This window comes from Shewanella carassii (assembly GCF_019670705.1).
In the GTDB taxonomy this organism is placed as follows: domain Bacteria; phylum Pseudomonadota; class Gammaproteobacteria; order Enterobacterales; family Shewanellaceae; genus Shewanella; species Shewanella carassii.
Map to the genome: position 1 here is coordinate 1,789,588 of NZ_AP024618.1, position 24,208 is coordinate 1,813,795.

Consider the following 24,208-nt stretch of genomic DNA (forward strand, 5'->3'; position numbering starts at 1 on the left):
GTTGAGGATACGTTGACCTTAGTCCTTGTCAGTGCTAATCGAATAAGTTCTTCATCGCGTGGTTGATTTCCGGGTAGTTGAATTCGAAACCATCGGCCTGGGCATGAACCGGTAATACAAACTGGCCTTCGGTCAGTAGGGTCGACATCTCACCCATTGCCAGTTGCAGTGCCAATGCGGGGGCTGGCAGACAAGCGGGGCGGTGCAGCGCTTTGCCGAGAGCCTTGCTGAAGTCGCGATTGCTGACCGGCTGCGGCGCGGTGGCATTGTATATGCCGCGGCAGGCTTCATTTTCCAGCAGAAATTCAATAAGGCGCAGCAAGTCTTCGCGCATGATCCAACTCATTCCCTGACGACCATGGCCAATCGGGCCACCAAGGCCCAGTTTGAAGGCCGGCAGCATCTTGGCCAAGGCGCCGCCATCTTTGCCAAGTACTATGCCGATGCGAAAGATACAGACCCGAGTGAGATCGGCAACCGCCAGGGCTTTTTGCTCCCATTGGGCACAGACCCTGTGGCTGAACTCATCATGGGGCGTGGCGTTTTCGTCTATGGGCTCCGGCCCCTGACGGCCGTAAAAACCCACCGCCGAGGCGCTGAGAAAAACTTGGGGTTTCTTTTGGCTGTTGCGGACAAGCCTAGCCAACTGCTCTGTGATGTCCCAGCGGCTGTGGCAGATCCGCTGTTTCTGCTCATCACTCCAGCGTTTGGCAACTATGGGTTCACCGGCGAGGTTGATGATGGCATCTATCTCCTCAAGCAGTCCGGGTGTTTGCAGTGAGTCTATGTAACGAGTCTGTGCCAGCGCCAGCTTTTGCTCGGCCGCCGCGGGGTTGCGGCTCAAAATAGTCAGCCTATGGCGTTTTGCCAGCCGCTGCGCCAGTTCTGAACCGACAAACCCGGTTGCACCTGTGAGCAGAATATTCATGCCTTCTCCCTGAATTATTGAATGTTTCTCCAGAGTATAGACTGGCTTACGCCGGTTTACGGTAGCTCAGCTGCAGTGAAACCGAGTCGGCATACCTCAGGGCGTGAGGCTTGTCGATTTCAACGCTGGCGTACTCTACCCATTCATGTTCGCTGGCAATTTCCAGTACTTTACCTGTGAGGTGCTCCAGCAGGGAGAAACGGTTGTCTTCCACCAGGTTAATGATCGCCTTGGTAATGGTGCGATAATTGAGCGCGTGCTCCATATCATCACTCCTGCGCGCCTTGTCGGCACAGTAATGAATGCAAACATTGATGATCACATCCTGACGATTGTTGATCTCCTCTTCCTTGATACCGATAAAAGTGCGCAGGCGCAGGTTTTTAATGCGTATAATAGCTAGTTCGGGTTTCATCATGTCACTACTTATCGTTGTTGATGTAACGGCTGATTGTGACAGAGATCAACAAGGAATTTCAATTATGTCATCAGCCTATCGCCCGTCCATGGCGCTAAAAGGATTTGCTGTCATGGCCTGCTTGGTCATAGTGCTGGCGGGAATTAAGGCCGCCAGCGCCATAGTGGTGCCTTTTGTGTTGTCAGCCTTTATTGCGGTTATTTGCAGCCCGGCCATCAATGCCTTGAGCCGTTATCGCGTGCCCCGCGCCCTGGCTGTATTTGTGTTGGTGGCGATTATTTTGTTGCTTGGGCTCTGGCTGGCCTCTGTGGTGGGCAGTTCCATCAACGAGTTTTCCCAGCAACTGCCGCAATATCGCGCGCAGCTGGTGGAACAATTTGCCTGGATATTGGACAAGCTCAAGGAGCTGAATATCCACATCTCCAAAGACAAGGTGCTGGCCTATCTGGATCCCGGCATGGCCTTGTCTTTGACCACTAATACGCTCTCCGGTGTCGGAAATGTGATGGCCAACCTATTTCTGATAGTGTTGACCATAGTCTTTATGTTGTTTGAGGCACAATCTTGGCCGCGTAAGGTACATCTGGCGCTGGATGACCCTGAGATGCGCTTATCCCAGATTGAGCGTTTCTTGCAATCGGTGAACCAATATATGGTGATCAAGACCCTGGTGAGCCTGGCAACCGGTATTATTGTCGGTGTCGGTCTGGCACTGATGGGGGTGGATTATGCGTTGCTCTGGGGCGTAGTGGCCTTTTTGTTTAACTATATTCCCAATATCGGCTCTATCATCGCCGCCATTCCGGCCGTACTGCTGGCCTTTGTGCAGTTGGGCACCGCGGGTGCCGGTGGGGTTGCCGTCCTGTATCTGGCGACCAACATGGTGATGGGCAATCTGGTAGAGCCCAGATTTATGGGACGTGGTCTCGGATTATCTACTCTGGTGGTTTTCCTGTCGTTGATCTTCTGGGGCTGGCTCTTGGGCTCGGTCGGCATGTTGCTGTCCGTGCCGCTCACCATGATAGTCAAGATCGCCCTGGAATCGAGCCAGAGCGGCAACTGGTTGGCAATTTTGCTCTCGGACGAGGCCAGTATTGCCGTGCGGGAAAGTGCCGATAAAGAAGCGGCAGCCGATGCCGAATAAAGGCAGAAATAAGAAGTTGAGGATTTCATGCAGTTATTTTTGGAAGCCATCACCGACCTGACTCCAGGCGATGAGTGTGGCCGTTTGTTTCATGGCCGCGGTGGCCGTTATCCAGGCAGCGAGCACTTATGCCTGGATTGGTTTGAACCTGTGGTGTTGCTGACCGCCTTTAAACCCCTGACGCCGGAAGAGCTGGCGCGGGTTACCGAGCGTCTGCAATTGCGCTGGCAAGCCTTGGGGTTGGCACTGAATCTGGTCTATCAATACCGCGCCGCCGGGCAAACCCGCACCGAGCTCATTGCCGGCGAGATCCCCGAGCCACATCTGGCCAGCGAGCTTGGCTGCCGTTATCAGTTGCATCTGCTGCGCGGTCAGAATCATGGTTTGTTCCTGGACATGCGAAACGGCCGCGAGTGGGTGATGGCCAATAGTGCTCAGCGGAAAGTACTGAATTTGTTTGCCTATACCTGTGCGTTCTCGGTGGCAGCCCTTAAGGGCGGCGCCGATGAAGTGGTCAATATGGATATGAGTAAAGGGGCGCTGGCCATCGGCAAGCAAAACCATTTGCTCAATGGCCTTACTGCCGGCGCCCGCTTTCTGGGGCATGATATCTTCAAGTCTTGGGGCAAACTCAAAAAACTCGGGCCCTATGACTTGCTGATTGTCGATCCGCCCAGCAACCAAAAGGGCAGCTTTGTGGCAACCAAAGACTATCTGCGATTGCTGCGACATCTGCCACAACTTTTGAACCCGGGGGCCGAGTTGTTGCTCTGTCTCAATGCGCCTGAGCTGGACAGGGCTTTTTTACAGAGCCAGGTCAGTGAAGCGGCGCCAGAGCTTGAGTTTGTTAAGCAGCTAGATAACCCGCCGGCCTTTGCAGACCGGGATCCTGACAGGGCATTGAAGGTGTTGCTGTATCGCTATGAGGGAGAACCGGACTCTAACACTCAATAACCGAGGCGTTCAGAGATCAGGGATTGGCCGCCTTCTTCCAATAGGGCGGCTATGCCTTCGGCATCAAAACTGCTCAAGCCGGATGCCTGATGCAGTAGCCTGTCCTGGACATCCAAGGGCATCTGCATCCTTTCCATAAACATGCGCATTCCCAATATATCGCCACTGGCCAGCAGGGTGGCGAGAGTTCGTGCTTCAAAGTCGACAATATGATTCATGGCGTCGTCCTCTTACTGATTTACGGGCCGGGAGGCCTTCTCTAAGCAATAGCAGTTACCGTACGGGTTGTTAGAATCATTCTGTTTAAAAAATGTCGCTTCAGAACTCCGGGGTATATCAAGTTGAAAGTCTTTCACTCCGTATTACTGTTTTGGCTCAAATTTGAGCAATATAAAGCGATTTAACCCATTATTGGTGACGAAAGTGAAAGTTTTCTGTAACTCGTGGTGACTCCCTGTTATACTGGCGCCGCCTTGGGGGAACACCTAAGGCTCCGAAAAAGCCGGAATCGGGCATAAAGTGTCAGCGGGATCTCAACTTCCAAAGAGTGGGAACCCAAAAATAGATGCGCCCTGTACCCTACAGAATAGACTGGAGTTGTTATGGAAATTCATGAGTACCAAGATGCTTACTATCAGCTGCAGGATGAAGTGATTGAGTCACTTCCGGTAGAGAAAGACGAAGAAGCATTTTTGGATTAAGCCTGAGCCAGGCAACTCAAATCTTGAAAAAGCGGCAACCTTGGGGTTGCCGCTTTTTTTGCTCTCCTGATCCGTCTTGAAGGCGGGATATTCTATTTTGCAACAGATTATCCAAGGGTTGGCCCCGTCAAAGGACTAGCCGCAGGCCTTTTGCCCTTTGCCTTTGCGACCATCTTTATCCAGCGGGCAATCGGCGCACATTTGGGTGCAGGGAAGCTTGTGTCGCAGGCAACAGGCGATACGCGGGCTTTGCTGCTGCTTGAGCCTTAGCTTACGCCAAAATGGATGGACAATAGGTGCAACATAGGTACGTGGCTGCAGCTCAGCTTGCTCGAACATCTCTCTTATCAATTGCTTCCGCCAACTGACGGGCAGTGACAACTCACCCAGATACCAATGCACAATATAGGCTTGATGGCCGAAGTGCAGCTTTGATGGCACTGGCCCCAGCTCTGCCAGGCGCTCGACAATCGGAATGAGCAACCGCTCTAGTAAGCTTTCCCAACTGGCAAGTTGCCCGGCGGGAGCCGGATGGCTGACATCCGCATCAAGCAGCAGATAAAAAGTTTCTGCCCGGCCGTTATCAAAAGGTTCAAGGTACCAGTTGTCACTGCAAGCTGCTGATGTTATGGCGCGGTTAAGTGCGCTGCCGGGCTGACTGGCAAATAACCACAGCAGCAGGGGGGGCAGTTGCAGGCCGAAAAACCACTGACTCCACATGGAGTGCAGTGCCCGGGCGTCGATCTCGGGCTTTCTGGCACAAGTCGTGGACACCTTGGTTTGATAACTCAGGGCAAATTGCTGCAGCAGCGCCGGGTAATGTGTCTGGCTCAAGACTGAGTTCAAGCTGATGGCTTCTTGGGGTAACTGCTCCAGACTCTCTATGGCTTTGAAGTGTTCGCCATAGAAGGCGGCTTTTTGTGCCAATAGTTGGTTGAGCTCGCTGGCAATACTCATTCCCATGACGGCAGTCCCCCGGTGGCAGTGTTGGTCGAATCCTCTCCGCCATGGCGCCCGGCAGCTCTGGGGTTTACTCTGGGTCTGGGGATAATCATCGGGCAGTTGGCCTCGGGATCTGTGATTATGTTGGCATTGATATCGAACACCTGTTCCAGCAGGGCCTCGGTCAACAGTGACTCAGGCGCGCCGCCGGCAATCAACTTGCCATCACGCATCAACAGCAAGTGATCGCCGTAGCGCAGAGCCTGGTTGATGTCGTGTAGCACCAATACCAAGGTGCGGCCCTGATCCACCAACGCCCGGCAAAAGTCGAGTACTGCCAGCTGGGCGCGGATATCGAGAAACGAGGTGGGTTCATCGAGCAGCAGCAAGTCGGTTTGCTGCGCCAGCACCATCGCCAGCCAGACACGCTGTTGCTGGCCGCCCGAGAGCTCGGCCACAGGCCTTTGTGCCAGTGTGGTTAACCCTGTGGCAGCCAGGGCTTGGGCAACCGCCAGCTCATCTTGCTCTGACCATTGGTGCCACAGGCTCTGATGAGGGTAGCGGCCGCGACTGACCAGCTCCTGCACATCTATTCCTTCCGGCAATTCAGGCTTTTGCACCAGTAGTGCCAACTCCCTGGCTCTGGCCTTGTTGCTCAACTGCGCCAAGGGGGTGTGACCCAAGATGACCTGGCCGCGTGTGGGCGGCAGTACCTGGCTCAAACACTTGAGCAGGGTCGACTTGCCACAACCATTGGGGCCAAGGATCACCGTCAGCTTACTCTTGGGGATGGCCAGGTTCATGGCGCTTATGATGGGCCGCTGGCCGTACTCGAGATAAAGCTCATGCCCACAGAGGGCAATGTCATAGTCAGGGTATTGGGTCATGATCTTTCTCCTTTCAGTCCCTTGGCCAGTTGCGGTTGTCCCCGGATTTCGCGGCTCAACAACAGCGCCAGATAGACGCCGCCGATGAGGGCGGTCAATACGCCCACCGGCAGCCTTTGGTTGCCCGGCAGCAATAAGGTGAGGGTGTCGGCCCCTAGCAGCAACAGCGCGCCTATCAGCGCCGAGCGCAGCAGTGCCAGTTGACGATTGCCAAAGCGGGCCAGATGTGGCGCCACCAAGGCGACGAAGGCTACAGGGCCGGCGCAGAGTACGGCGCCCAGCGCCAGCAAGGTGGCAAACAGCAGCGCCAGTGTTTGGCTTTGGCGCACCGGGTTACCAAGCGCCTGAGCCAGTTCCTGGCCCAAGCTCAGCAGTGACAGACGGCGGGAGAGCAGCAACAGAGCGGGCAACGCCAGCAGTAGTACTGAGGTTATCAGCAGCACATCACCCCAGGTGCGGTGTGCCAGACTGCCGGACAGATACCCCAGCATCTGCTGCGCTTGCTCTCTTTGCACCAGTGTCAGCACAAATTGCACCAGGGCGATGGCAAAGGCGTTGATGGCAATGCCCATCAGCACCAGATTGCGGGAAAACTGCCATTGGCGTCCGAGTCCTGCGAAAAACAGCATGAGCACAACCCCAGTGCCCAAGAGGGCGCCTGGCAGCAATGGCAGTTCCGGCAGCCATAATAACCAGAGGACGGCGCCGGCACTGGCGCCGGCATTGACCCCGAGAATATCCGGGCTCCCCAGCGGGTTACGGCTCAGGCTTTGAAACACGGCGCCGGAGAGCCCCAGCGCCATGCCTGCGCCGAGGGCGCACAGTGCCCTTGGCAGGCGTGATTGCCACAAAAGCCAGTTTTCATAGTCGGAAGCTTCGGCAAACAGGGCCTTGGCAAGGCTCACCGGCGCCAGGCCCTGATGTCCCAGCATCAGGCTAAGTAGCAGTGCAGCGATAAGCAGGAGCATGGCCAGCAAGGCGGCCCTTATGGCGCCGGATGAGGGGGCTCTTAAGGTTATCTGGCCCCATTGCCAGATGGGAAAACGGGTTGGTTTCATGACGCCTCCTTCAGGTTTTGCCCACGGGCCATCAGGTACAGAAACGGCGCGCCCAGCAAGGCGACCATGATGCCGGTCAGCAGTTCGGCCGGCGGCATCAATACCCGCGCCAACAGATCTGCCAGTAATACCATGGCACCGCCTATCAAAGCGGCTCCCGGTAATAGCAGGCGGAAATTGAGCGTCAGATAACGCCTGGCCAGATGGGTACTGGCCAAGCCGACAAAGGCCAGCGGGCCGACAATGGCGGTGGCTGCGGCGCACAACAAGGTGGCACCCAGCCAGGCGAGCAGTCCCTGCCAGCCCTGGGAGGCACCGAGCGCCTTGGCGGTATGATTGTCCAGCAGCATCAGATTCAGCGCCGGCGCCAGCAGCCACAAGAGTGCTGCGGCGGGCAGCAGATAAGGCCAGAGCGCATGAAACTCCGGCCAGCCCAGCCCGGACAGGGAGCCCGCCATCCAATACCTGAAACCATCAAACAGCTGCGGGTTCAGCAGCACTCTGGCCTGGACATAGGCCCCGAGCACGGCGCTGATGGCGGCGCCGGCCAGGATCAGCCTGACCGCAGCGGATTGCCCCTGGGATTGCTGCGCCCTGGACATCATATACACCAAGGCGCTGGCCAGCAGCGCCCCGGGCAAGGCCTGCCAGAAGAGACTCAAACCCGCTGTTGCGCTCCATAGCCCCAGAGTGACCAGAGAGGCGCTGGCGCCGGCATTGACGCCGAGCAGACCGGGATCCGCCAAGGGGTTGCGGCACAGCGCCTGGATCACGCAACCGGCCATTGCCAATGCCATGCCGGCCAACATGCCGCACAGCAATCTTGGCAGCCTTGCCTGTAACACCAGCGACAGATGATCGTCTGCGGCCGGTTGCCAGAGCTTGCCCAGCATAGTCAGCGGTAGCGTGCGGGCGCCAAAGAGCAGGTTGGCCAATACCAGCAGCGCCAGTATCGTCAGCAGCCCAAGCAGGGTTACCGCGTTACGTCCAAGACGACTCGGGCACTGGGTAGCTCCATGTTGCAGAAAGATTTTTGGGTGTGTCATCCCGGCCTCCCATTTTTATTCGATGGCGCGCCTGTATCTGCGTCTGGCTGTGTGTCTTGATGCCGGTATTGGCGAGTTTTTTCTTGTTGCCCTGCCAGGGTTTGTTGCAGTTGCGGCACCAGCTTGGGGATAGCCCATTTAACGCTTAGCAGCGAGCCGTAGGAGCTGGCCATCACCAGCGCCGGGTCGGTTATTGCCAGATACCGACCGCGGCGCATGGCGGGCAGACGACGGATAACCGCCATGGCTTCCACCTCGGCTCTGGCCTTGTCCGAGCTGTACCAGCTGAGCAGCAGCTCGGCATCGTCCAGCATGTCGGTGCGCTCCAGTCCTATGTGGGCGGCGAAGTGGCCTCGGCTGGCATTGAGCCCGGAAAGTTGTGGCGGCAATACAAACCCCAGCGCCAACAGCAGATCCACTCTGGGATCGCCTGTGACATAAACCGAGAGATTGCCAACTCGACTGGCGGCATTGATATAGGCCAGGCGCACACCATTGAACTCAGGGTTTTCGGCGGCGACTCGGGCGATATAGGCCCGTTGCTGTTTCAAAAGGGCTTTGGCCTGCGCTTCTTTGCCGAGCGCCTTGGCTATCAGTTCCACCTGCTGCTTAACCGGTGTCAGCCAGGGTTTGTCCGGATAGGCGATGACGGGAGCCAGAGCGCTCAGCTGTAAAAAGCTTTCGCGGGTGATACCGGACTGGGGCGCCAGAATAAGATCCGGTTTCAGGGCCAATAATCGCTCCACATCCAGTTCGGGGTAACTGCTGATGACGGCGGGCAGCGGCAGCTCTTGCGCTTCCAATGCCTGGCGAAACCAGGGCAGATAACCCTCCGCATCGCCGCCCCAGTAATGGGGTTCAATGGCGATGGGGACAACCCCTAAGGATAGCGTCCAGTCTTCGGCCCCCGCTCCCAGGGTCACCACGCGCTTGGGCGGCGACTCGATGCAGCTGGTCCCGTGGGCCGTGGTAATGCAAACCGGATAACCGTCTTGCGGCGGTGTTTGGGCTTTGGTTTGCGGAGGGGCATAACAGCCCGCCAGCCCCAGGCTCAGAAACACGATAAGCGCCAACAGGCGCCTTGCTTCACACAACATATTTGTTATTCGCCCCGCAGTGCGGGGCGCTCCTTATGATGGATAATTTCACGGCATAACGCGGCTCAGAAACGGTAGTCCAGGGTGACGCTGAAGTTACGCGGCGCGCCATACTGGAATTGGTCATAGAAGCCGAGCTGACTGTAATAGTTCTTGTCGAGGGCGTTATCCAGATTGGCTCTCAGGCTCAACTGTTCATTGAACTTGTATCTCGCCATTAACTTCACCAGCGCGTAGCTGCCTTGTTCCACTTCAACCTTTTTTCCGTCCGGTTTTGAGACTTGGCTATAGATGCGGCTCTGCCAGTTGACCCCGGCGCCCAGCTGCAATCCGTGAAGCCAGCCATCGAACTCATAAGTGGTAAAGAACTTGAGTTGCCGCTCCGGGTTGGTGGTGTTGATCTTTTGGCCTTCGGGATTTTCGGTATCAAACTGGGTGTAGCCTAGGTAAAGATCCCAGTTGTCATTGATGGAGCCGTTGACCTCAAACTCGAAACCCCGGGTCTTGGTGCCGTCGACACTGAGATAAATAGGATTAGTGCTGTTGGGCAGGTTTTCGCCGGTTCGCTCACCAACATTGTCCTGACGGATCTCAAAGGCGGCCAGTGACAAGTCCAGCGCCTCATCGAACAGGCTGGCCTTGATCCCGGCCTCATAGTTGCTGCCCTTGATGGGGTCCAGGTAACGGCCATCGGCCTGAACCTTATTTTGCGGAGTAAAAATGTCCGTGTAGTTGGCATACAGGGCATATTCGTCGCTCAGGGCATAGGTCAGTCCCAGGTAGCCGGTGAACTCACCATCGACCTTATAGTCGTGTTTGGCACCAAAGTTATCCTGATCAGTCTCCCAGTTATCCAGGCGGCCACCGAGTACCATGGACAGGGCATCGGTCAGCTCAAGTTGGGAAGCGACATAGACAGATTGTTGCTTGGTTTCACCCCAGGAGCCGTAGAGCACCTTATCGCTCCATTGCGGCTTTGGGTAATCAAAGCCGGGTTGGCGGAAGTCTCCCAAAGGTGGCCTGGCGCCGAGTGCGCCATAGTAGGGGTTGGCAAAATCCTGTTTTTGTTGATTGGCACCGGCTACCAGTTGATGGTTGCGGCCAAAGGCGTTGAAGTTGCCGGACAGCTTGAGATCAAAGGTGTGCTGAGTGCGGCTGCCGTCGATAAAGGCCAAAGAGCCGGGGACCATGCCCTCATTGGTGACGGGATCCGGATTTTTCATGGGCCAGAGCACATCAAACTCCAGGCTGTTGTCGCCATAGATATAGCTGCCTTTAAGGGTCCAGTCTGAACTGAAATGATGCTCCAGAGTCACAAAGCTGTTGAGCGCATCTGTCTTGGCGGAGGCCCAACTGGGGGCGGTGGATACATGGCGGTCGTAATTGGTGCGGTTGCCGTCACTGTCAAACAGCGGCAAGCCGCCGGACATGGTGCCTTCCGGCCTGGTATGCTGGAAGTCACTGCCCAGGGTCAGCAGGGTATTGGCTCCCAGATCCGCCTCCAGGATGCCATACAGGGTTTGCCGCTGCTGTTCATATCTGTGTTGCCAGTTTTCCCTGTCCTGATAGGCCAGCACCACTCGGCCACGGATGCTGGCATCCTGATTGAGGCCACCGGAGAGATCGACCACGCCGCGCAGCATGTCCCAGGAGCCGCTGCTCAGGCTGACGCTGCCTTGAAACTCGGCAGTGGGCCGTTTTCGCACCAAATTGATGGCGGCGGAAGGGCTACCGGCACCCAGCATCAAGCCGGTGGCGCCGCGCACTACTTCGATGCGCTCGTAAAGGGCGCTGTCCATCAGGTTGTCGCCATAGTTGAAGCGGGTGTCATAGGTGGTTGCCACACCATCATAGAGAATGCTGCTGACCGAGATCCCGCGGGCGCTGATGGAGTATCTGTCGTTGTCCGAGGGGCGGGCGTTGATCCCGGCGACACTGGTCATAACATCGACGACAGAGTTGAGCTGCTGATCTTCAATGGCCTTGGCGGTGACGGCTGTAACAGACTGCGGCGTTTCGAGAAACGAGAGTTTCATGCCGGTGGCCGTGCTCATGTCGCTCGCCTTGTAGCTCATGGGGCGACTCTTGGCGCCGACCACTGTCAGTACTTCCATCTCTTTCTTCTGGGCCTCACTCTTGTCGGCGGCGAACGCCGGGGCGCTTAATAGCACAGAACAGAGAAGGGCGATGGGGGTCGGCCTGAAGCCATTAAGGGTTTGCATATTAATATCCATTTTCCTATTACTTCCTGGAAGGGTTATAAGGCCGGGTCTGCAAGACGCTCGGCCTGGGTGGGTGCCACGCCAAAGCTGTGGCTGGCGGCAAAGGGGTGCAGTGGATTGTCAATATCGCCGGCAAAGCGCAGGTTCTTTTCCCTGTCTTCGAGATCTATCATCTGCTGGTTGTTATTGAGTTGGATCCGGTTCAGGCAGGTGCGGACAAAGGTCGGCTGGAACAGATCGTAGCGGCGATACTTATCGGCAAACAGGGGGTGGGAAGCCTGATAATCACGTACCTTTCCGGCCACCAGGCTCCAGAATCCCTGTTCACTCAGGCTGGTGTGGCTATCGAGCAGCGGCGCCATAAAGCGGAAGATGCAGTCGAAAATATCCAGCAGTATGTAGTTGAGCTTCATCTCCTCTTCGAGCGAGACCGCCAGTTGCGCCACCCGTCCCGGCAGCGGCGCACTGCCGTTGAGAATTGCGACTTCTTCGCCTATGTCCTTCATCAATATGGTGACAGGCACCTTGTCATCCAGCACCAGAATAAGGTTCTCGCCATGGGGCATAAACACCAGATCGTAGGCAAAGAAGGCGTGCAGCAAGGGGGTAAGGTAGAGATCCAGCAGCCGGCTCATCCAGTCGTGGGCGCTCAGGGGGGAAGCCTCGATAAGCGCCGCCAGCAGGCTCTGCTGCTGATTGTCCTGGTGCAGCAGCGCCGCCAGGGTCATCAGTTGCTGGCCGGGTTTTACTAAAGGCTCGCCCTGGAAGCTGAGAGCATAAGGGCTTTCACGCCACAGTGCCGAGAGCATCTTCTTGTAGGGGGTGTCTTTCTCCAGCGCCTGCTCATAGTATTTGTGGTGATAGCCGATGGCGGCGATCTCCCTAAGCAGCACAAATCTTTGCTTGGCAAAGAAAGGGTCGCTGTCGATAAGCTCGGCGACAAAGGCGTTGATCTCCGGGGTGCGGCTCATGTAGTAGGGCGATAAACCCCGCATAAAGCCCATGTTGAGAATCGACAGCGCCGTCTTCACGTAACAACGCTTGGGTTGGCTCAGGTTGAAGAAGGTGCGGATGGATTGCTGCACCTGATATTCATCACGGCCTTGTCCCAGGTGAATGAGGCGATCGCGGGCCAGATCGGCGGCGAATATGCGGCTGATCTTTTCGCGCCACTGCCATGGATGAACGGGCATCAGAAAGTAATCGTCCGGGTTTTTGCCCTGTTGCCGGATCTTCTGCTCAAATCTGAGCAGCAAGGCATCGCCCAACTCATCTTGCAGCAGTTGGCGATAGTCGAGCCCTGCTATCAGCGCCAGGCTGGTATGTTCACTGCTGACCGCCAGCCACTCGAGTTGCAACGGTTGGCCGCTCTCCGGCGTAAAGGCCCGCCAGTCATCGACATCAAAACCTATGCGACCGTTGTTGGCGACAAATACTGGATGGCCTTCGGTCATGGCCGCTTCTATCTGCTGATAGTCGCAATCCACCAGCTCCTGCACCGGCTTTGCCTGCCACAGGAGTTTGAAGGCCTTGCTGTAGAGGGTGCTGGTGATCTCTTCAAGATAAGTGGGCAGCAGTGCATCGCTTATGCCGAGTCTCTCCTTGAGGGCGATGATAAGCAGCATGGCGTCCGGCTGTTGCTGCTCGCCATCTTTGAAACACTCGATGGAATCCGGCGCTATCTGCAGGTGATCCAGCTGATAACGACGGCCGCTGAAGCGGTAGCAGAGCTGACCATCCCGGGTATCCAGCTTGAGCTGCCAACAGGCCTCTTGCTCAGCTTCTGCTGGCAACAACAGCTCTGGCGCTATTAGCTTTTCATGACTGAATTCACTGAGAATTTTCGCCAGCAGATGGCGGCTTGCCTGGTTCCAAATGGCGGGCGTCAGATGGCTGAGGCGGGTCTGTTCGATAATGGATGTTGTCATTGTGTGGCTCCTGTTGCCAGTGCGGCACTGAACCCAGGCAGGGTGCAAAAACCCAGCATGGCTTGTTTGTTTTCGAGTTGAATGGCGTGGCTGTAGCAGATGCCTACCGCACGGTTCAGCGGGTGAATCTTTTGGTTGTTGATATCCGGCTCTACCACCAGGCGGGCAAAGCCCAGATGCTGCAGTATCAGAGACATCACAGCCGTGATGGCCTGGCGGCTGAAACCGCGCTGCGGCTTAGTGGGAGGAGCCAGCAGCAAATGCATGCCGCAATCGCCGTGCTGGCAGTCAAAGTGTTGGCCCACTTCATCAAAGCGGGGATCGTACAGCTCGGTATAGAGCACAGGCTCTGCGTCGCGATAGGCCATCAGGCCAAACTTATCTGCAGTGGGGGCGAGCTCAACGCGGCGCTCGGTGGGCGTTAAGGATTGCATGCCCCAGAAGGCGGCATAGTCGCGGCCGAGCCAGTCGCTCAGGGTGTCAAAGTGTTCGCTTTCCCGATAGGCACAAAAATCAAAGTCGTTGACCTTGAGGCGCTTGCCCTGCGCAAAGCCGTATCTGGCGCTAAAGCCGGCCGTGAAGGCAGCCGGATTAACTACTGTTTGAGAGGCCATCAGCTGGCCTCCCGCTGCAACGCTTGATTGCTGCTGTGCCGGCGTTTGGGCGCACTGGCGTCTTGCTTGGGAATACCAAAGCTTTGGAAGGCAATTTGCTGCTCTATCTCGTAAGGTGCTGTGCCCAGGATCTGCCGCAATATGGTGGCGTTGCGATAGCAGCCCATTCCCAGATCCGGCGAACACAGCCCGTGGGTGTGCAGCCCCAGGTTCTGAACGAAAATTCGTCCGGCCTTGTCTATGTGATAATGACGCTGGACATCGGGTTCGCCCTTTTGATCGAACAGCAGCTGCGAGTGGAGCGGCTCGAGAAAGTCCGGCAATCGGTAGCAGTAGCCGGTGGCCATCACCAGTGCCGAACTGGTCAGCTCAAACTCCTGCTCAAGTTCTGTATGTCTGCAACCCAGCAGCAGTTGCTGTCCGTCGCTGTGAACGCTTTGCAGTGCCGTGTTGGTCAGCAGCTGTACATCAAAGTCACAGTGCAGGCGTTTTTGGTAAAGCAGATCATAGATGCTGTTGATCAGATCGGCGTTGATCCCCTTATAGAGGCTCTTCTGTGAGCCGATAAGTTCGCGGCGCTGTGCCTCGGGCAGGGCGTGGAAATAGTCGATATATTCCGGCGAGGTCATCTCCAGAGTCAGCTTGGTGTACTCAAGCGGGAAGAATCTTGGCGAGCGGGTGAGCCAGCGCAGGCGATAACCGTATTTGTCGATATCCAGCAGCAGATCTTCGAAGATCTCTGCCGCGCTTTGGCCACTGCCGACTATGGTGATGTCATTTTGGCTCTGCAGCGCCTGTTTACGGTGCAGATAGTTGGCCGAGTGCAGTACTCGCTTGTCGGCGCCGGGGCAGAAGTGGGGCATCCAGGGCTGGGTACCGGTTCCCAGCACCAGGTGACGGGCACGCAGGCTCTGCTCTTGGCCACTGACTCTGTCCTGCCCCTTGACCAGATAGGTGTCGGTTTCGGCATCGAAACTGACCCGGGTGACCTTGAAATTGAATTTAAGGTTACTCAGCTCGGCGCAGACCCATTGGCAGTAGCGATTATATTCCTGCCGCGGCAGGAAGAAGCTTTCGCGGATATAGAAGCTGTAGAGTCGGCCGGTTTGTTTGGCGAAGTTCAAATAGCTGTAGCGGCTGGTGGGATCGGCCATGGTCACCAGATCCGACATGACAGGGGTCTGCAATCTGGACGATTCCAGCAACATGCCGGGATGCCAGTCGAAACCGGCACCGGCATCGACAAACAGACACTCAAGACCGTAAAGCGGCTCGGCCAGGGCCGCCAGGCTCAGGTTAAAGGGGCCGATGCCTATACCCAGGATATCGTAAATTTTGGTTTGCATCAGTTCCTCCTCAGGCGCTGCAAAGCGCGCTGGTCTTGTAGTGACGGGCCTGCTCGCGACCGATTTTGCAGATGTCGGTCAATACGGCTTCGATATCCTCGAGTCGGGTGTGAGGGTTGAGCAGGGTAAACTTGAGATATTGGCTGCCGGCCACCTTGGTCGCTGCAATCATGGCGCGGCCTTCGCGGGCCAGACGGGTGCGGATATGGCGATTGCATTCATCCAGTTCGGCGCTGCCGAGTGCCGGGTCGTTGAAGCGAAACACCAGGGTGGTCAGCGACGGGCGCTGCGCCGTCTGCAACTCGGGGAAACGGCTAAAGCTTTTATAAAGCTCGGCTGTGGTGGCAATCAGGGTGTCGAACATTTCGCCTATGGCATCCGGCCCGGCGGCTCTCAGGCTCAGCCACAGCTTGAGGGCATCAAACCTGCGGGTGGTTTGCAGGCTCTTGTTGACCAGATCCGGCACTCCGGCCTGGGCCTGGGACTCAGGGTTGAGGTAATCGGCATGGTAGGTGAGGTAACCGAGCACGCCTTTGTCCTTGACCAACAGCGCCGAGCAGCACACGGGCTGGAAGAAGGACTTATGGAAATCCAGGCTGACAGAGTCGGCCAACTCTATGCCTTCGAGGCGTTGGCGCTGAGTGCGTGACAGCAACAAGGCGCCGCCGTAGGCCGCATCCACATGCAGATAACAGCCGAACTCGCGGCAAAGGGCAGCTATGGGCGCTATGGGATCTATGGCGCCAAAGTCAGTGGTCCCAGCGGTAGCGACCACGGCGATGGGGAGCAGTCCTGCCGCTTTGAGCTGCCTGAGTTTACCCGCCAGCGCCTTGGGATCCATGCGCCGATTGGTATCACAGCCGACACTCACCACCGCCTCGTGTCCCAACCCTAAAAGTGCGGCCGCTTTTTGGATGCTGAAATGGCTGAATTCAGAGCAGAGAATGCGGTAGCGGCGGGCATTGGCAGCCAGGCCGGCCAGAACATTGCCTCTATGACCCGGCTCAAGGCTGCCGACCAACTCTCTGGCAAGCAGCAGCGCCATCAGGTTGGACTGGGTGCCGCCGGTAGTGAAGACACCGTCGGCAAATCCTTGATATCCCACGCGCTCGCAGGCCCAGTCGATAACCTTCTGTTCAATCAGAGTCCCGCCGGCGCTCTGATCCCAGGTTTCCACCGCAGTATTGATGGCAGAACTCAACTGCTCGGCCAACAAGGATGTGAGCATTACAGGGCAGTTGAGGTGGGCCAGATAATCAGGGTGTTGGAAGTAGATGGCGTGGCTGAGATAGAGCTTGTCCAGTTCGGCCAGAACTTGCTTCATGTCCCCGAGGGGGCGGTCAAGATTGATATCGGAAAATGCGCTTTGCAGCTCTTCGGGGCGAATGCCACTGCTGGGGCCATCCAGCCGTTCAAGGCGGTGTTTCAAGGTATCCATGCCCAGTTGCATCAAGCGGGAGTAGTGGTATTCGGGTGCGATACCAAAGAGTTCAGTGTGGGGAGCGAACGGCAGGTGGCCGGCGGCATCATAGCTCGGGTCATTGCTCGCCTGTTCAGGCTCCATGCTGGGGTGTGTCACTTTTGCCTCCTTTGCGACTGACATGAGGTCAGTCATCAATGACAAGTCACCCAGGGATAAGGAACTACTTCGGCCTTTCCCTGGGCCATTCCTTTTTTGCTGTCATCCGTTTCTCAACGACAGCGGCGACAAATTAGCATGTACTCAAATACAGATGCAAATGATTCTCAATTGATTTGTGTAAAGATGTAACTGGTCTGATTAGAAGCCTGTACCCATAACCACAAATTGGTCGGACAAAGACGGCATTTACAACATTGGGGGGCTGAGTTGAGAGCGACTGAGTTGAGAGCGATTTGCTCAAGAGTGATGGAATTCCCATTGGCTCCGTCGGCGGAGAGGTAAAGGACGGGAGTCGAATACGGTGGAGCAAGCTTGCTCAATTGCCTCTGAATGGGGCCGACTAAATTCCCCAACATAGGCACGAATGGAGAATTAACTCACTGCCATATAAGCACTAAACTGAGTATATTCATCACAAGAGGAATTTGGGGGGAGCAGGGGATGAAAGCCACAGCCGGTCGTCCTAAAGGCCATTCAGGGGCCAGGGATGCTTTGATAGAAGCCGCGCGCAGTTGCTTTACCCTGAAGGGGTATGAGCGGGTTTCCACCCGAGAGCTGGCGCGCAAGGCGGGAGTGGATGCGGCGATGATCCGTTATTACTTCGGCTCCAAGGCAGGCCTGTTTGAGGCCATGGTCAGAGACACCATCGCTCCTGTGCTGGAAGCCTTCAAACATTACAATGCCGCGCAAAGTCATCAATCTGCCAGTGAGGGCTCTGCAAACAGCCCTGAGCCCGGCAATAACAGCCCTGAGCTTGGTAACAATAGCCCTGAGCCGAGCAACAAAGGTTCTGAGCGGAGCAAGATGAGTCTTGATCCGAGCAAGAAAAGGCCTGAGCCAGGTTTTGGCGGGCCATTTGAGTTGATGCAGGTCTATTACCGCGCCATGGCTGCCAACCCGGCCTTGCCCGGGCTTATCATCCAGGTATTGAATCACAGAGAAGGCAGTGAAGCCTTCGATGCCCTTGCCAGCGTGTTCAGTGATATGCTCAGCCGCTCGAGGCTGTGGATCCGCCAGCTTGGGCAAGATCAAGGCCTCAATCCCAACCTGGACCCTACCTTGGCGCGGCTGAGTTTTGTCAGCCTGATGGTGTTTCCGCTGATCGCCCCGGCCCATCTGATGCGGGACTTCGGCGTCGAATTGAACGAAACCTGGCTCAAACAGCTGGCAGAGCACAATGCCAAAGTCCTGCATCAAGGCTTATTGCGCCAGGATATTGCCGCCAACCCAGGCAGTGAGGAACCCCAATGAACAAGATATCCCTGATACTGACAGCGACACTATTGCTGTTGCAAGCTTGCGGCGACAGCGGCGAAAGCCGCGCCATGGGCACTCTGGAGCGGGATCGTATCCAGCTTTCAGCCCCCGTTGCCGAGCAGATAGCCGATATCCATGTAGCCGAGGGTGACAAGGTCGAGGCGGGGCAGTTGTTGCTGCAATTGGACAGCCGCAGCGCGGCAGCCAGAGTGGCACAGCGCCGCGCCGAATTGGCTGAGGCCGGCGCCAGGTTCGATGAGCTGCAACAAGGCGCCAGGGTAGAAGAGCGGCGGGCGGCCAGAGCCGCCATAGAGGCGGCAACGGCAGCCGCGACCGAAGCCAGACTCAGATATCAGCGCACCAGCGAGCTGTTTGCCGCCAAAGTGGTGGGGCAGGCGGAGCTGGATGCGGCCATCGCCGAGCGGGATCACACCAAGGCCTTGGTCGAGCAGGCCAATGAACAATGGCTGCAACTGGAAAACGGTACCCGCAGCGAACAACTGGCCCAGGCCGAAGCCAGAGTGGCAGCCGCAGCGGCGGCGCTCAAGGCCGAGGAGAAAGCCTTGGACGACCTCAGTCTCAGGGCGCCGCAGGCATCAGAGGTGGACATATTGCCCTGGAAGAGGGGCGATCGAGTGGCTCAGGGCACTCAACTTGTCGCGCTTTTGGCACTGGATAAACCCTATGCCAGAGTCTATTTGCCGCAAACGGCCATCAGTAAGCTTTCCCGCGGCGACAAGCTGGAGGTCTGGGTCGATGGGGTGGAACAGCCGCTCAAAGGCACCGTCAGAAATATCCGTTCCCAACCGGCATTTACCCCGTTTTATGCCCTTAATGAGCGCGATCGTGCCAGATTGATGTATCTGACGGATATCGATGTCGAGGGCGCCGAGTCTCTGCCCTCAGGGCTGGCGCTGGAGGTACGACTGCCATGACTCAGTCAGCTGATGCCGGTGCTTCTTCGGCCATTCAAGCCACCTTGTCCATTGATTCTTCCCTGGCCATTGAAGCTCCCCTAGCTATTGAAGCTCATGGGCTGACCCGGCGCTTTGGTGAGTTGACCGCGGTGGATAATCTCAGTCTTGCCATTCCCCGTGGCAGTATTTACGGCTTTCTCGGCCCCAACGGTTGCGGCAAGTCCACTGCGATTCGGCTGCTTACCGGCCTGTTGTTGCCGGATGCCGGTGAGGTGACCGTATTGGGAGAGGCGCTTGCCGGTAACGAAGAGAGGCTCAAGCAACGTATAGGTTATATGACCCAGAAGTTCTCTCTCTACGATAATCTGTCTGTGCTGGAGAACCTCAGATTTGTTGCCAGTATTTATGGCCTGTTCGGCCGCCGCGGCAAGGCGCGCATTGAAGAGCTACTGCATCTATATAGCTTGGAGGGCAGGGAGTCTCAGTTGGCCGGCTCCATGAGTGGTGGTCAGAAGCAGCGTCTGGCACTGGCCTGCGCCACACTGCACTCCCCCGAGCTGTTGTTTCTCGATGAACCCACCTCGGCGGTCGATCCGGAAAACCGCCGCGAGTTTTGGGAGCGGCTGTTCGATCTCTGCGCCGCCGGGACCACTATTTTGGTGTCAACCCACTACATGGACGAAGCAGAGCGCTGCCATGCATTGGCCATCCTTGAGCGTGGCGCCAAGCGGGCCGATGGCTCCCCGGCCGAATTGATGCAGCAGATGGGCGCCAGCGTGGTGGAAGTGAGCGGTGAGCAGCTAAGGGCGCTCAAACAGCAGCTGGTGGCCTTACCTGAGGTTGTTTCTGCCGCTCAGGTAGGCACCCGGCTCAGGGTGTTGGTGCGGCGTGATGCCACAGATCCCATCGCCTTTCTCAGCCCCTATTGTGATGGGCGCAAGCTCGCCATGGCGCGCCCCAGTCTCGAAGATGTGTTTGTATCCTGCACCGGAGGTCGACATGTGGGCTAGGATATTGGCAATCATGCTCAAGGAGCTCAGGCAGTTGTCGCGGGATAGGATGACCTTCGGCATGATAGTGATGATCCCTCTGGTGCAGCTGCTGCTGTTTGGCTACGCCATCAATACCGATGCCAGGCATCTGCCCGCCGGCTTGGTGGATATGTCCGCCAGCAGCTACAGTCGGGCCTTGGTGCAGGCGGTAAAGGCCACCCAAGTGGTGGACTTCAAGGCAAAATACGCCTCTATCGAACAGGCCGAGGCGGCCATCACCTCGGGAGAAGTGCGCGCCGTGCTCTATTTGCCGGCGGATCTCAATGCCCGTCTGGTGAATCATCCAGCCTTCGACCGTCGTCAAAGCGACAGCCAGCTTACCCGGCCCGTGGCCCAGTGGCTGGTGGATGGCTCGGATACGGTTATCGCCGCCGCGATTCGTAGCCTGAGAAGCATGCCGCTGGATGAAGTGGCCGGTTTCAGCAGCCAAAGCCGGGTGCCAAGCTTTGAGGTGGTGCAGTATTTCAACCCGGAGCAGCGCACTGTGGTTAACATAGTGCCCGGCTTGCTGGCGGTGATTTTGACCATGACAATGATCATGTTCACCTCTGCCGCCATTGTCAGGGAAAGAGAGCAGGGCAATATGGAGTTTTTGATCACCACTCCGGTCAAACCCATGGAGCTGATGGTGGGGAAAATCATCCCCTATGTGCTGGTGGGGCTTATTCAGGTGAGTATTATCCTCAGCGTGGGCCACTTCCTGTTCGGTGTGCCTGTGCGCGGCGGTCTGGACAGCTTGTTGCTGGCCTCTTTGCTGTTTATCTTTGCCAGCCTCAGCCTGGGCCTGGTGATCAGCACCATTGCCAAGACCCAATTGCAGGCGATGCAGCTGACGGTATTTATCCTGCTGCCCTCTATTCTGTTGTCAGGGTTTATGTTTCCTTACGAAGCTATGCCAATTGCGGCGCAGTGGATTGCCGAAGCGCTGCCGGCGACGCACTTTATACGTATGGTGCGCGCCATAGTCCTGCGTGAGGCCGATATTCTGATGTTGGCTAAAGATGCCTTTTGGCTGGGGGCGTTCACCCTGGGAGGCGTGTTGCTCGCTTCATTGAGGTTCCGCAAGCGTTTGGGATGAGCGCTGTGGTTCAGCGCTCTTCATCTCTGAGGGTCAGCACTTCATAGCCGGTATCTGTCACCAGTATGGTGTGCTCCCACTGGGCCGAGAGTTTTTTATCCCGGGTCACTACTGTCCAGCCATCTTTCTTGGTCTTTATTTTGGCGCCGCCCTGGTTGATCATCGGCTCTATGGTAAAACACATACCGGCTCGCAGTTCCAGGCGTTTGGCCAAAGGCGATGCCTGTGGCATCAGGTACATCTTGCTGGAGTCGGCAATAAAACCATCTTTTTCGAGGGTAATATCCAGATTGACAATATCGCTGGCCTTCAGCAACTGCTGCTCCGACGGAACCCCGTGACACACGACTTCATTGACCGAGCTGTTGAGCACATAGGCATAGCCGTATTGGCCCTTGCTGGCCGGGCGCGCCTTAAGGAAAGGGCTTAAGGCTTTTCTTTAGACAAGCATAAGCAGCCTTGGCTCTCTTTGGGAGGGGGAAGCTGATGGGCGGGACAATGTTAACAAGCCTGCTTGGGGAAGCAGGCTTGAGATTGAGGGGGAAGGTGAAGCTAGAGAACCGTTTGCTGCTCGCCTTCAGTTGGGCTGAAAGCGAGAGTTGGTTTTTAACAGCCCTGATTTTTAACCGCCCTGATATTTAACCGCTTTGGTTTATAACGGCTTTGGTCTTAACTTGTTGCCAGCGGCAGATGGGCCTTGCTGCCCCAGTCGGCCCAGGAGCCATCGTAGAGTATCAGGGCATCGAGGCGTACCTGATAGGCCGCCAGGATTAAAATACAGGCGGTGATCCCTGAGCCGCAACTGAAGATCAAAGGCTTGCCGCTGCGTCTGGCGTCCATGGCCCCCAGATGCAGAAAAATCTGCTCCAGTGCCGGCTGAGGTTTCAGGCTGTCGCCCTCCAGCACTTCGGCAAACGGCAGATTCACGGCGCCGGGAATATGGCCGCTGCGCACGCCTTCTCTGGGTTCGGGACTCTGGCCGAGAAAGCGTGAACTGGCCCTGGCATCCAGTATCATGGCCTGCTTGCCTGCCAGGGTATCCAATACCTGGGGGGCGTTACAGACCTTTTCCGCTTGATATTGCCCACAGGCGTTACCGAGCGGAAACTCGGTCGCTGGCTTGTCGGTACAGGGGCGTTGCTCTTTGAGCCATTTGGGCAGACCGCCATCGAGAACAAACACCTGCTCAAAGCCCATGACTTTGAAACACCACCAGCCCCGGGGCGATGAGTAGATACCCTGGTTGTCATAGATGACGACAGTACTGTCATCTTCGATGCCGAGCCGCTGCACCAGCTCGGTAAATTGGGCCTGACTCGGCAGGGCGTGTAACTCGCTGGACTGCAGATCTGTGCACTCCCGCTCCAGATCCAGCCGCCGGGCACCGGCAATAAAGCAGGGCTCATCGTAGACTATCGGCTCGCGGCCTATCACCTTGTCCATGCTGGCATCCAAAATGACCAACTTGGGATCAGAAAGATGAGCGGCCAACCACTCGCTGCTTACCAGTGCAGATTGCATCTCGACTCCTTAAAGCTCGGTAACGGCACCAAGCAATGAAACTTGGCCCAACTTACTGGAGCGCTACGGATTTCTCAAGCGGTTACTTTATCAATGGCTTGGTATCTGATGGTTTTATCGCCGTTATGCCGGCATAGACGGTTATGGATTCAGTCTTTGAACTCTTCGTCATAGGCCAGGCCGCTGACATCGGCCAGTTCTTTACCCAGCTCCTGCATGGCGGCCTTGCCCTTACGTCTCAGCAACGTCACTCTCTGACCATCCTTGAGCATCAAGATCAAGTCCCAGTATCTGGGCTCGCCGAAGTGGGGGCAGAGGCAAAATCCGCTGATTTCGGCCAGTGGCACCTTGAGTTGCCCTATGGGGTAGATACTGCGAATGCTGTGCTCCAGCACACAGGTATTTTTGTCTATCAAGATTTTATGGCGACAGAACAACGCGTGCCAGCCGAGTGTTGCCCCCATGGCCCAACCGAGCAGCAATTCAGGGTTAAGCCCGAAATACACCTGTGCCAGAGTCAGCGCCGCCAGCGGCAGGCCGATTAACCAGGTCCAGCGGCCAAACACCAACTCGGCCCTTTGTGAGGAATACTTGTTCCAGTGCGCCATGGCTCAGCTCCCTAAGCGTGTCATCAACAGTCCGAGCAGGGCAAAAAGCGGCAGCGGCAGTGCCAGTTTCCACATCAGGTGTTGCTCCCAAATGGGCCGGTACTGACTGCTGGATTGACCAGTTTGCGTCGCGGCTTTCAGAGGCTTGGTTTCGGTATGGGGGGATGTTGCGGCCTGGCTCTCGGCCTCCGGCGCCGAATCGCTTGGAGCTGTGTCAAAGGGCACGGCTTTCAACTCGGGCCAGGCAGTGACTTTTTCATAAACTTCAAGTTCATTGACTGCAAGCGGGCCGGCGCAGCCGCGCAAAAAGCCTATCAGTGCCAGCGCTTCTGCCAGATCTGTCAGGGTGTGGCGCTGTCCGAGCAGCACCAGCTGTACCCCATTGGGCGTTTGCGCCAGTGGGGTAATATGAATAGAGAGTTGACTGTAGCGCAGGGTTTTGCGGGGCTTGGCTTTTATACGCCACCAGCCGGTGTATTCTTGAATCTCAGCGCTTTTGGGGTTAAACAGCCAACGCCTTCTTACCCCCAAACAGCCAATTGCCAGGGTTAACAACAGCAAGGCCGAGATGGCATGAAATACCTGTGATTTACCTGTCAGCACCACAGCCATTAAACTTGAGGCCGACAGGGGAACCAGCATGATAAAGCCCCAGATGGTAGCCAGGGTTTGCTGTCTGCCAATAAAGTAGGCTCGTCCATCGGCATCCAGCTTTAAGTGCCAACGAGCGCCGCGGGGCAGAGCGCGATATTTTTTGTTTAACTCATCTTCCTTGGACATCAATCAGTTATCCTTTTGAGGTATCAAGCGACAGATGCAAAATAGGGAAGGGCTTACCCATGGCATCG

The 24,208-nt window shown here is 56.6% G+C and carries 22 protein-coding genes and 1 pseudogene; 6 read left to right on the top strand and 17 right to left on the bottom strand.

What is annotated here, in order from left to right; all coding sequences use genetic code 11:
• Positions 1-34: 34 nt before the first annotated feature.
• Both K5621_RS08225 and folX read right to left on the bottom strand, forming a co-directional pair.
• A complete protein-coding gene (locus K5621_RS08225) occupies positions 35-928 on the bottom strand; it encodes a TIGR01777 family oxidoreductase (RefSeq protein ID WP_221050895.1) in 894 nt (297 codons plus the stop codon).
• A 46-nt stretch (positions 929-974) separates the two neighbouring features.
• Positions 975-1,343, bottom strand: coding sequence for a dihydroneopterin triphosphate 2'-epimerase (folX, locus tag K5621_RS08230; protein ID WP_096141612.1), 369 nt, complete (start codon positions 1,341-1,343; stop codon positions 975-977).
• A 67-nt stretch (positions 1,344-1,410) separates the two neighbouring features.
• On the opposite strand from folX, the gene K5621_RS08235 reads away from it, so the two are divergent.
• Complete coding sequence (locus tag K5621_RS08235) at positions 1,411-2,490, top strand: AI-2E family transporter (RefSeq protein ID WP_221050896.1); 1,080 nt, start codon at positions 1,411-1,413, stop codon at positions 2,488-2,490.
• A gap of 27 nt (positions 2,491-2,517) precedes the next feature.
• The gene (locus K5621_RS08240; protein WP_221050897.1) at positions 2,518-3,444 is read left to right on the top strand and encodes a class I SAM-dependent methyltransferase; all 927 of its coding nucleotides are present in this window, start codon (positions 2,518-2,520) and stop codon (positions 3,442-3,444) included.
• Here K5621_RS08240 and K5621_RS08245 read toward each other — a convergent pair.
• The 11 genes from K5621_RS08245 to K5621_RS08295 all read right to left on the bottom strand — a co-directional run bounded on the left by K5621_RS08245 (position 3,438) and on the right by K5621_RS08295 (position 16,864).
• Positions 3,438-3,662 carry a hypothetical protein gene (locus K5621_RS08245; RefSeq protein WP_100142428.1) on the bottom strand — a complete coding sequence of 75 codons (225 nt, stop codon included), beginning with the start codon at positions 3,660-3,662 and terminating at the stop codon, positions 3,438-3,440. The two genes, K5621_RS08240 and K5621_RS08245, sit on opposite strands and share 7 nt — an antisense overlap.
• 618 nt (positions 3,663-4,280) lie before the next feature.
• Positions 4,281-5,108: a siderophore-iron reductase FhuF gene (fhuF, locus tag K5621_RS08250; RefSeq protein ID WP_221050898.1), complete on the bottom strand. Its 828-nt coding sequence runs from the start codon at positions 5,106-5,108 to the stop codon at positions 4,281-4,283.
• Complete coding sequence (locus tag K5621_RS08255) at positions 5,099-5,974, bottom strand: ABC transporter ATP-binding protein (protein ID WP_221050899.1); 876 nt, start codon at positions 5,972-5,974, stop codon at positions 5,099-5,101. The genes fhuF and K5621_RS08255 overlap by 10 nt, the downstream gene beginning before the upstream one ends.
• Positions 5,971-7,032, bottom strand: coding sequence for a FecCD family ABC transporter permease (locus tag K5621_RS08260; RefSeq protein WP_221050900.1), 1,062 nt, complete (start codon positions 7,030-7,032; stop codon positions 5,971-5,973). The genes K5621_RS08255 and K5621_RS08260 overlap by 4 nt, the downstream gene beginning before the upstream one ends.
• On the bottom strand, positions 7,029-8,078 hold the full coding sequence (locus K5621_RS08265) for a FecCD family ABC transporter permease (RefSeq protein ID WP_221050901.1): 1,050 nt from the start codon (positions 8,076-8,078) through the stop codon (positions 7,029-7,031). The genes K5621_RS08260 and K5621_RS08265 overlap by 4 nt, the downstream gene beginning before the upstream one ends.
• On the bottom strand, positions 8,075-9,175 hold the full coding sequence (locus K5621_RS08270; protein ID WP_221050902.1) for an iron-siderophore ABC transporter substrate-binding protein: 1,101 nt from the start codon (positions 9,173-9,175) through the stop codon (positions 8,075-8,077). The genes K5621_RS08265 and K5621_RS08270 overlap by 4 nt, the downstream gene beginning before the upstream one ends.
• Positions 9,176-9,240: 65 nt before the next feature.
• Positions 9,241-11,397: a TonB-dependent siderophore receptor gene (locus K5621_RS08275; RefSeq protein ID WP_425332458.1), complete on the bottom strand. Its 2,157-nt coding sequence runs from the start codon at positions 11,395-11,397 to the stop codon at positions 9,241-9,243.
• A gap of 35 nt (positions 11,398-11,432) precedes the next feature.
• Positions 11,433-13,325, bottom strand: coding sequence for an IucA/IucC family protein (locus tag K5621_RS08280; protein ID WP_221050904.1), 1,893 nt, complete (start codon positions 13,323-13,325; stop codon positions 11,433-11,435).
• Positions 13,322-13,939 (bottom strand): GNAT family N-acetyltransferase, encoded by a 618-nt coding sequence (locus K5621_RS08285; RefSeq protein WP_221050905.1) that lies wholly within the window; start codon positions 13,937-13,939, stop codon positions 13,322-13,324. Before K5621_RS08285 ends, K5621_RS08280 begins: the two co-directional genes overlap by 4 nt.
• Positions 13,939-15,285: a lysine N(6)-hydroxylase/L-ornithine N(5)-oxygenase family protein gene (locus K5621_RS08290; RefSeq protein WP_221050906.1), complete on the bottom strand. Its 1,347-nt coding sequence runs from the start codon at positions 15,283-15,285 to the stop codon at positions 13,939-13,941. The genes K5621_RS08285 and K5621_RS08290 overlap by 1 nt, the downstream gene beginning before the upstream one ends.
• Before the next feature lie 10 nt (positions 15,286-15,295).
• A complete protein-coding gene (locus K5621_RS08295) occupies positions 15,296-16,864 on the bottom strand; it encodes a pyridoxal phosphate-dependent decarboxylase family protein (protein WP_221050907.1) in 1,569 nt (522 codons plus the stop codon).
• A gap of 504 nt (positions 16,865-17,368) precedes the next feature.
• Between K5621_RS08295 and K5621_RS08300 the strand changes: the two genes are divergently transcribed.
• The 4 genes from K5621_RS08300 to K5621_RS08315 are packed head-to-tail and all read left to right on the top strand — an operon-like array spanning position 17,369 to position 21,231.
• Positions 17,369-18,178: a TetR/AcrR family transcriptional regulator gene (locus tag K5621_RS08300; RefSeq protein ID WP_221050908.1), complete on the top strand. Its 810-nt coding sequence runs from the start codon at positions 17,369-17,371 to the stop codon at positions 18,176-18,178.
• Positions 18,175-19,119, top strand: coding sequence for an HlyD family secretion protein (locus tag K5621_RS08305; protein ID WP_221050909.1), 945 nt, complete (start codon positions 18,175-18,177; stop codon positions 19,117-19,119). Before K5621_RS08300 ends, K5621_RS08305 begins: the two co-directional genes overlap by 4 nt.
• Entirely contained in the window at positions 19,116-20,111 is a 996-nt protein-coding gene (locus K5621_RS08310) for an ABC transporter ATP-binding protein (protein ID WP_129978950.1), read from the top strand. Before K5621_RS08305 ends, K5621_RS08310 begins: the two co-directional genes overlap by 4 nt.
• On the top strand, positions 20,101-21,231 hold the full coding sequence (locus K5621_RS08315; protein ID WP_221050910.1) for an ABC transporter permease: 1,131 nt from the start codon (positions 20,101-20,103) through the stop codon (positions 21,229-21,231). Before K5621_RS08310 ends, K5621_RS08315 begins: the two co-directional genes overlap by 11 nt.
• A 10-nt stretch (positions 21,232-21,241) precedes the next feature.
• Here K5621_RS08315 and K5621_RS08320 read toward each other — a convergent pair.
• The 4 genes and pseudogenes from K5621_RS08320 to K5621_RS08335 form a co-directional block, all read right to left on the bottom strand.
• A pseudogene (locus K5621_RS08320) lies at positions 21,242-21,649 on the bottom strand (M24 family metallopeptidase); the annotation flags it as partial.
• Between the two features lie 251 nt (positions 21,650-21,900).
• Complete coding sequence (locus tag K5621_RS08325) at positions 21,901-22,752, bottom strand: sulfurtransferase (protein ID WP_221050911.1); 852 nt, start codon at positions 22,750-22,752, stop codon at positions 21,901-21,903.
• 149 nt (positions 22,753-22,901) lie between these two features.
• Complete coding sequence (locus K5621_RS08330) at positions 22,902-23,360, bottom strand: hypothetical protein (protein WP_221050912.1); 459 nt, start codon at positions 23,358-23,360, stop codon at positions 22,902-22,904.
• A 3-nt stretch (positions 23,361-23,363) separates the two neighbouring features.
• Positions 23,364-24,140 carry a hypothetical protein gene (locus K5621_RS08335; protein ID WP_221050913.1) on the bottom strand — a complete coding sequence of 259 codons (777 nt, stop codon included), beginning with the start codon at positions 24,138-24,140 and terminating at the stop codon, positions 23,364-23,366.
• Positions 24,141-24,208 lie beyond the last annotated feature (68 nt).

What these genes read in the sequence shown, in the direction of transcription:
- K5621_RS08225 (WP_221050895.1), bottom strand. Translation starts at nt 928, where the DNA reads ATGAATATTCTGCTCACAGGTGCAACCGGGTTTGTCGGTTCAGAACTG.
- folX (WP_096141612.1), bottom strand. Translation starts at nt 1,343, where the DNA reads ATGAAACCCGAACTAGCTATTATACGCATTAAAAACCTGCGCCTGCGC.
- K5621_RS08235 (WP_221050896.1), top strand. Translation starts at nt 1,411, where the DNA reads ATGTCATCAGCCTATCGCCCGTCCATGGCGCTAAAAGGATTTGCTGTC.
- K5621_RS08240 (WP_221050897.1), top strand. Translation starts at nt 2,518, where the DNA reads ATGCAGTTATTTTTGGAAGCCATCACCGACCTGACTCCAGGCGATGAG.
- K5621_RS08245 (WP_100142428.1), bottom strand. Translation starts at nt 3,662, where the DNA reads ATGAATCATATTGTCGACTTTGAAGCACGAACTCTCGCCACCCTGCTG.
- fhuF (WP_221050898.1), bottom strand. Translation starts at nt 5,108, where the DNA reads ATGGGAATGAGTATTGCCAGCGAGCTCAACCAACTATTGGCACAAAAA.
- K5621_RS08255 (WP_221050899.1), bottom strand. Translation starts at nt 5,974, where the DNA reads ATGACCCAATACCCTGACTATGACATTGCCCTCTGTGGGCATGAGCTT.
- K5621_RS08260 (WP_221050900.1), bottom strand. Translation starts at nt 7,032, where the DNA reads ATGAAACCAACCCGTTTTCCCATCTGGCAATGGGGCCAGATAACCTTA.
- K5621_RS08265 (WP_221050901.1), bottom strand. Translation starts at nt 8,078, where the DNA reads ATGACACACCCAAAAATCTTTCTGCAACATGGAGCTACCCAGTGCCCG.
- K5621_RS08270 (WP_221050902.1), bottom strand. Translation starts at nt 9,175, where the DNA reads ATGTTGTGTGAAGCAAGGCGCCTGTTGGCGCTTATCGTGTTTCTGAGC.
- K5621_RS08275 (WP_425332458.1), bottom strand. Translation starts at nt 11,397, where the DNA reads ATGCAAACCCTTAATGGCTTCAGGCCGACCCCCATCGCCCTTCTCTGT.
- K5621_RS08280 (WP_221050904.1), bottom strand. Translation starts at nt 13,325, where the DNA reads ATGACAACATCCATTATCGAACAGACCCGCCTCAGCCATCTGACGCCC.
- K5621_RS08285 (WP_221050905.1), bottom strand. Translation starts at nt 13,939, where the DNA reads ATGGCCTCTCAAACAGTAGTTAATCCGGCTGCCTTCACGGCCGGCTTT.
- K5621_RS08290 (WP_221050906.1), bottom strand. Translation starts at nt 15,285, where the DNA reads ATGCAAACCAAAATTTACGATATCCTGGGTATAGGCATCGGCCCCTTT.
- K5621_RS08300 (WP_221050908.1), top strand. Translation starts at nt 17,369, where the DNA reads ATGAAAGCCACAGCCGGTCGTCCTAAAGGCCATTCAGGGGCCAGGGAT.
- K5621_RS08305 (WP_221050909.1), top strand. Translation starts at nt 18,175, where the DNA reads ATGAACAAGATATCCCTGATACTGACAGCGACACTATTGCTGTTGCAA.
- K5621_RS08310 (WP_129978950.1), top strand. Translation starts at nt 19,116, where the DNA reads ATGACTCAGTCAGCTGATGCCGGTGCTTCTTCGGCCATTCAAGCCACC.
- K5621_RS08315 (WP_221050910.1), top strand. Translation starts at nt 20,101, where the DNA reads ATGTGGGCTAGGATATTGGCAATCATGCTCAAGGAGCTCAGGCAGTTG.
- K5621_RS08325 (WP_221050911.1), bottom strand. Translation starts at nt 22,752, where the DNA reads ATGCAATCTGCACTGGTAAGCAGCGAGTGGTTGGCCGCTCATCTTTCT.
- K5621_RS08330 (WP_221050912.1), bottom strand. Translation starts at nt 23,360, where the DNA reads ATGGCGCACTGGAACAAGTATTCCTCACAAAGGGCCGAGTTGGTGTTT.
- K5621_RS08335 (WP_221050913.1), bottom strand. Translation starts at nt 24,140, where the DNA reads ATGTCCAAGGAAGATGAGTTAAACAAAAAATATCGCGCTCTGCCCCGC.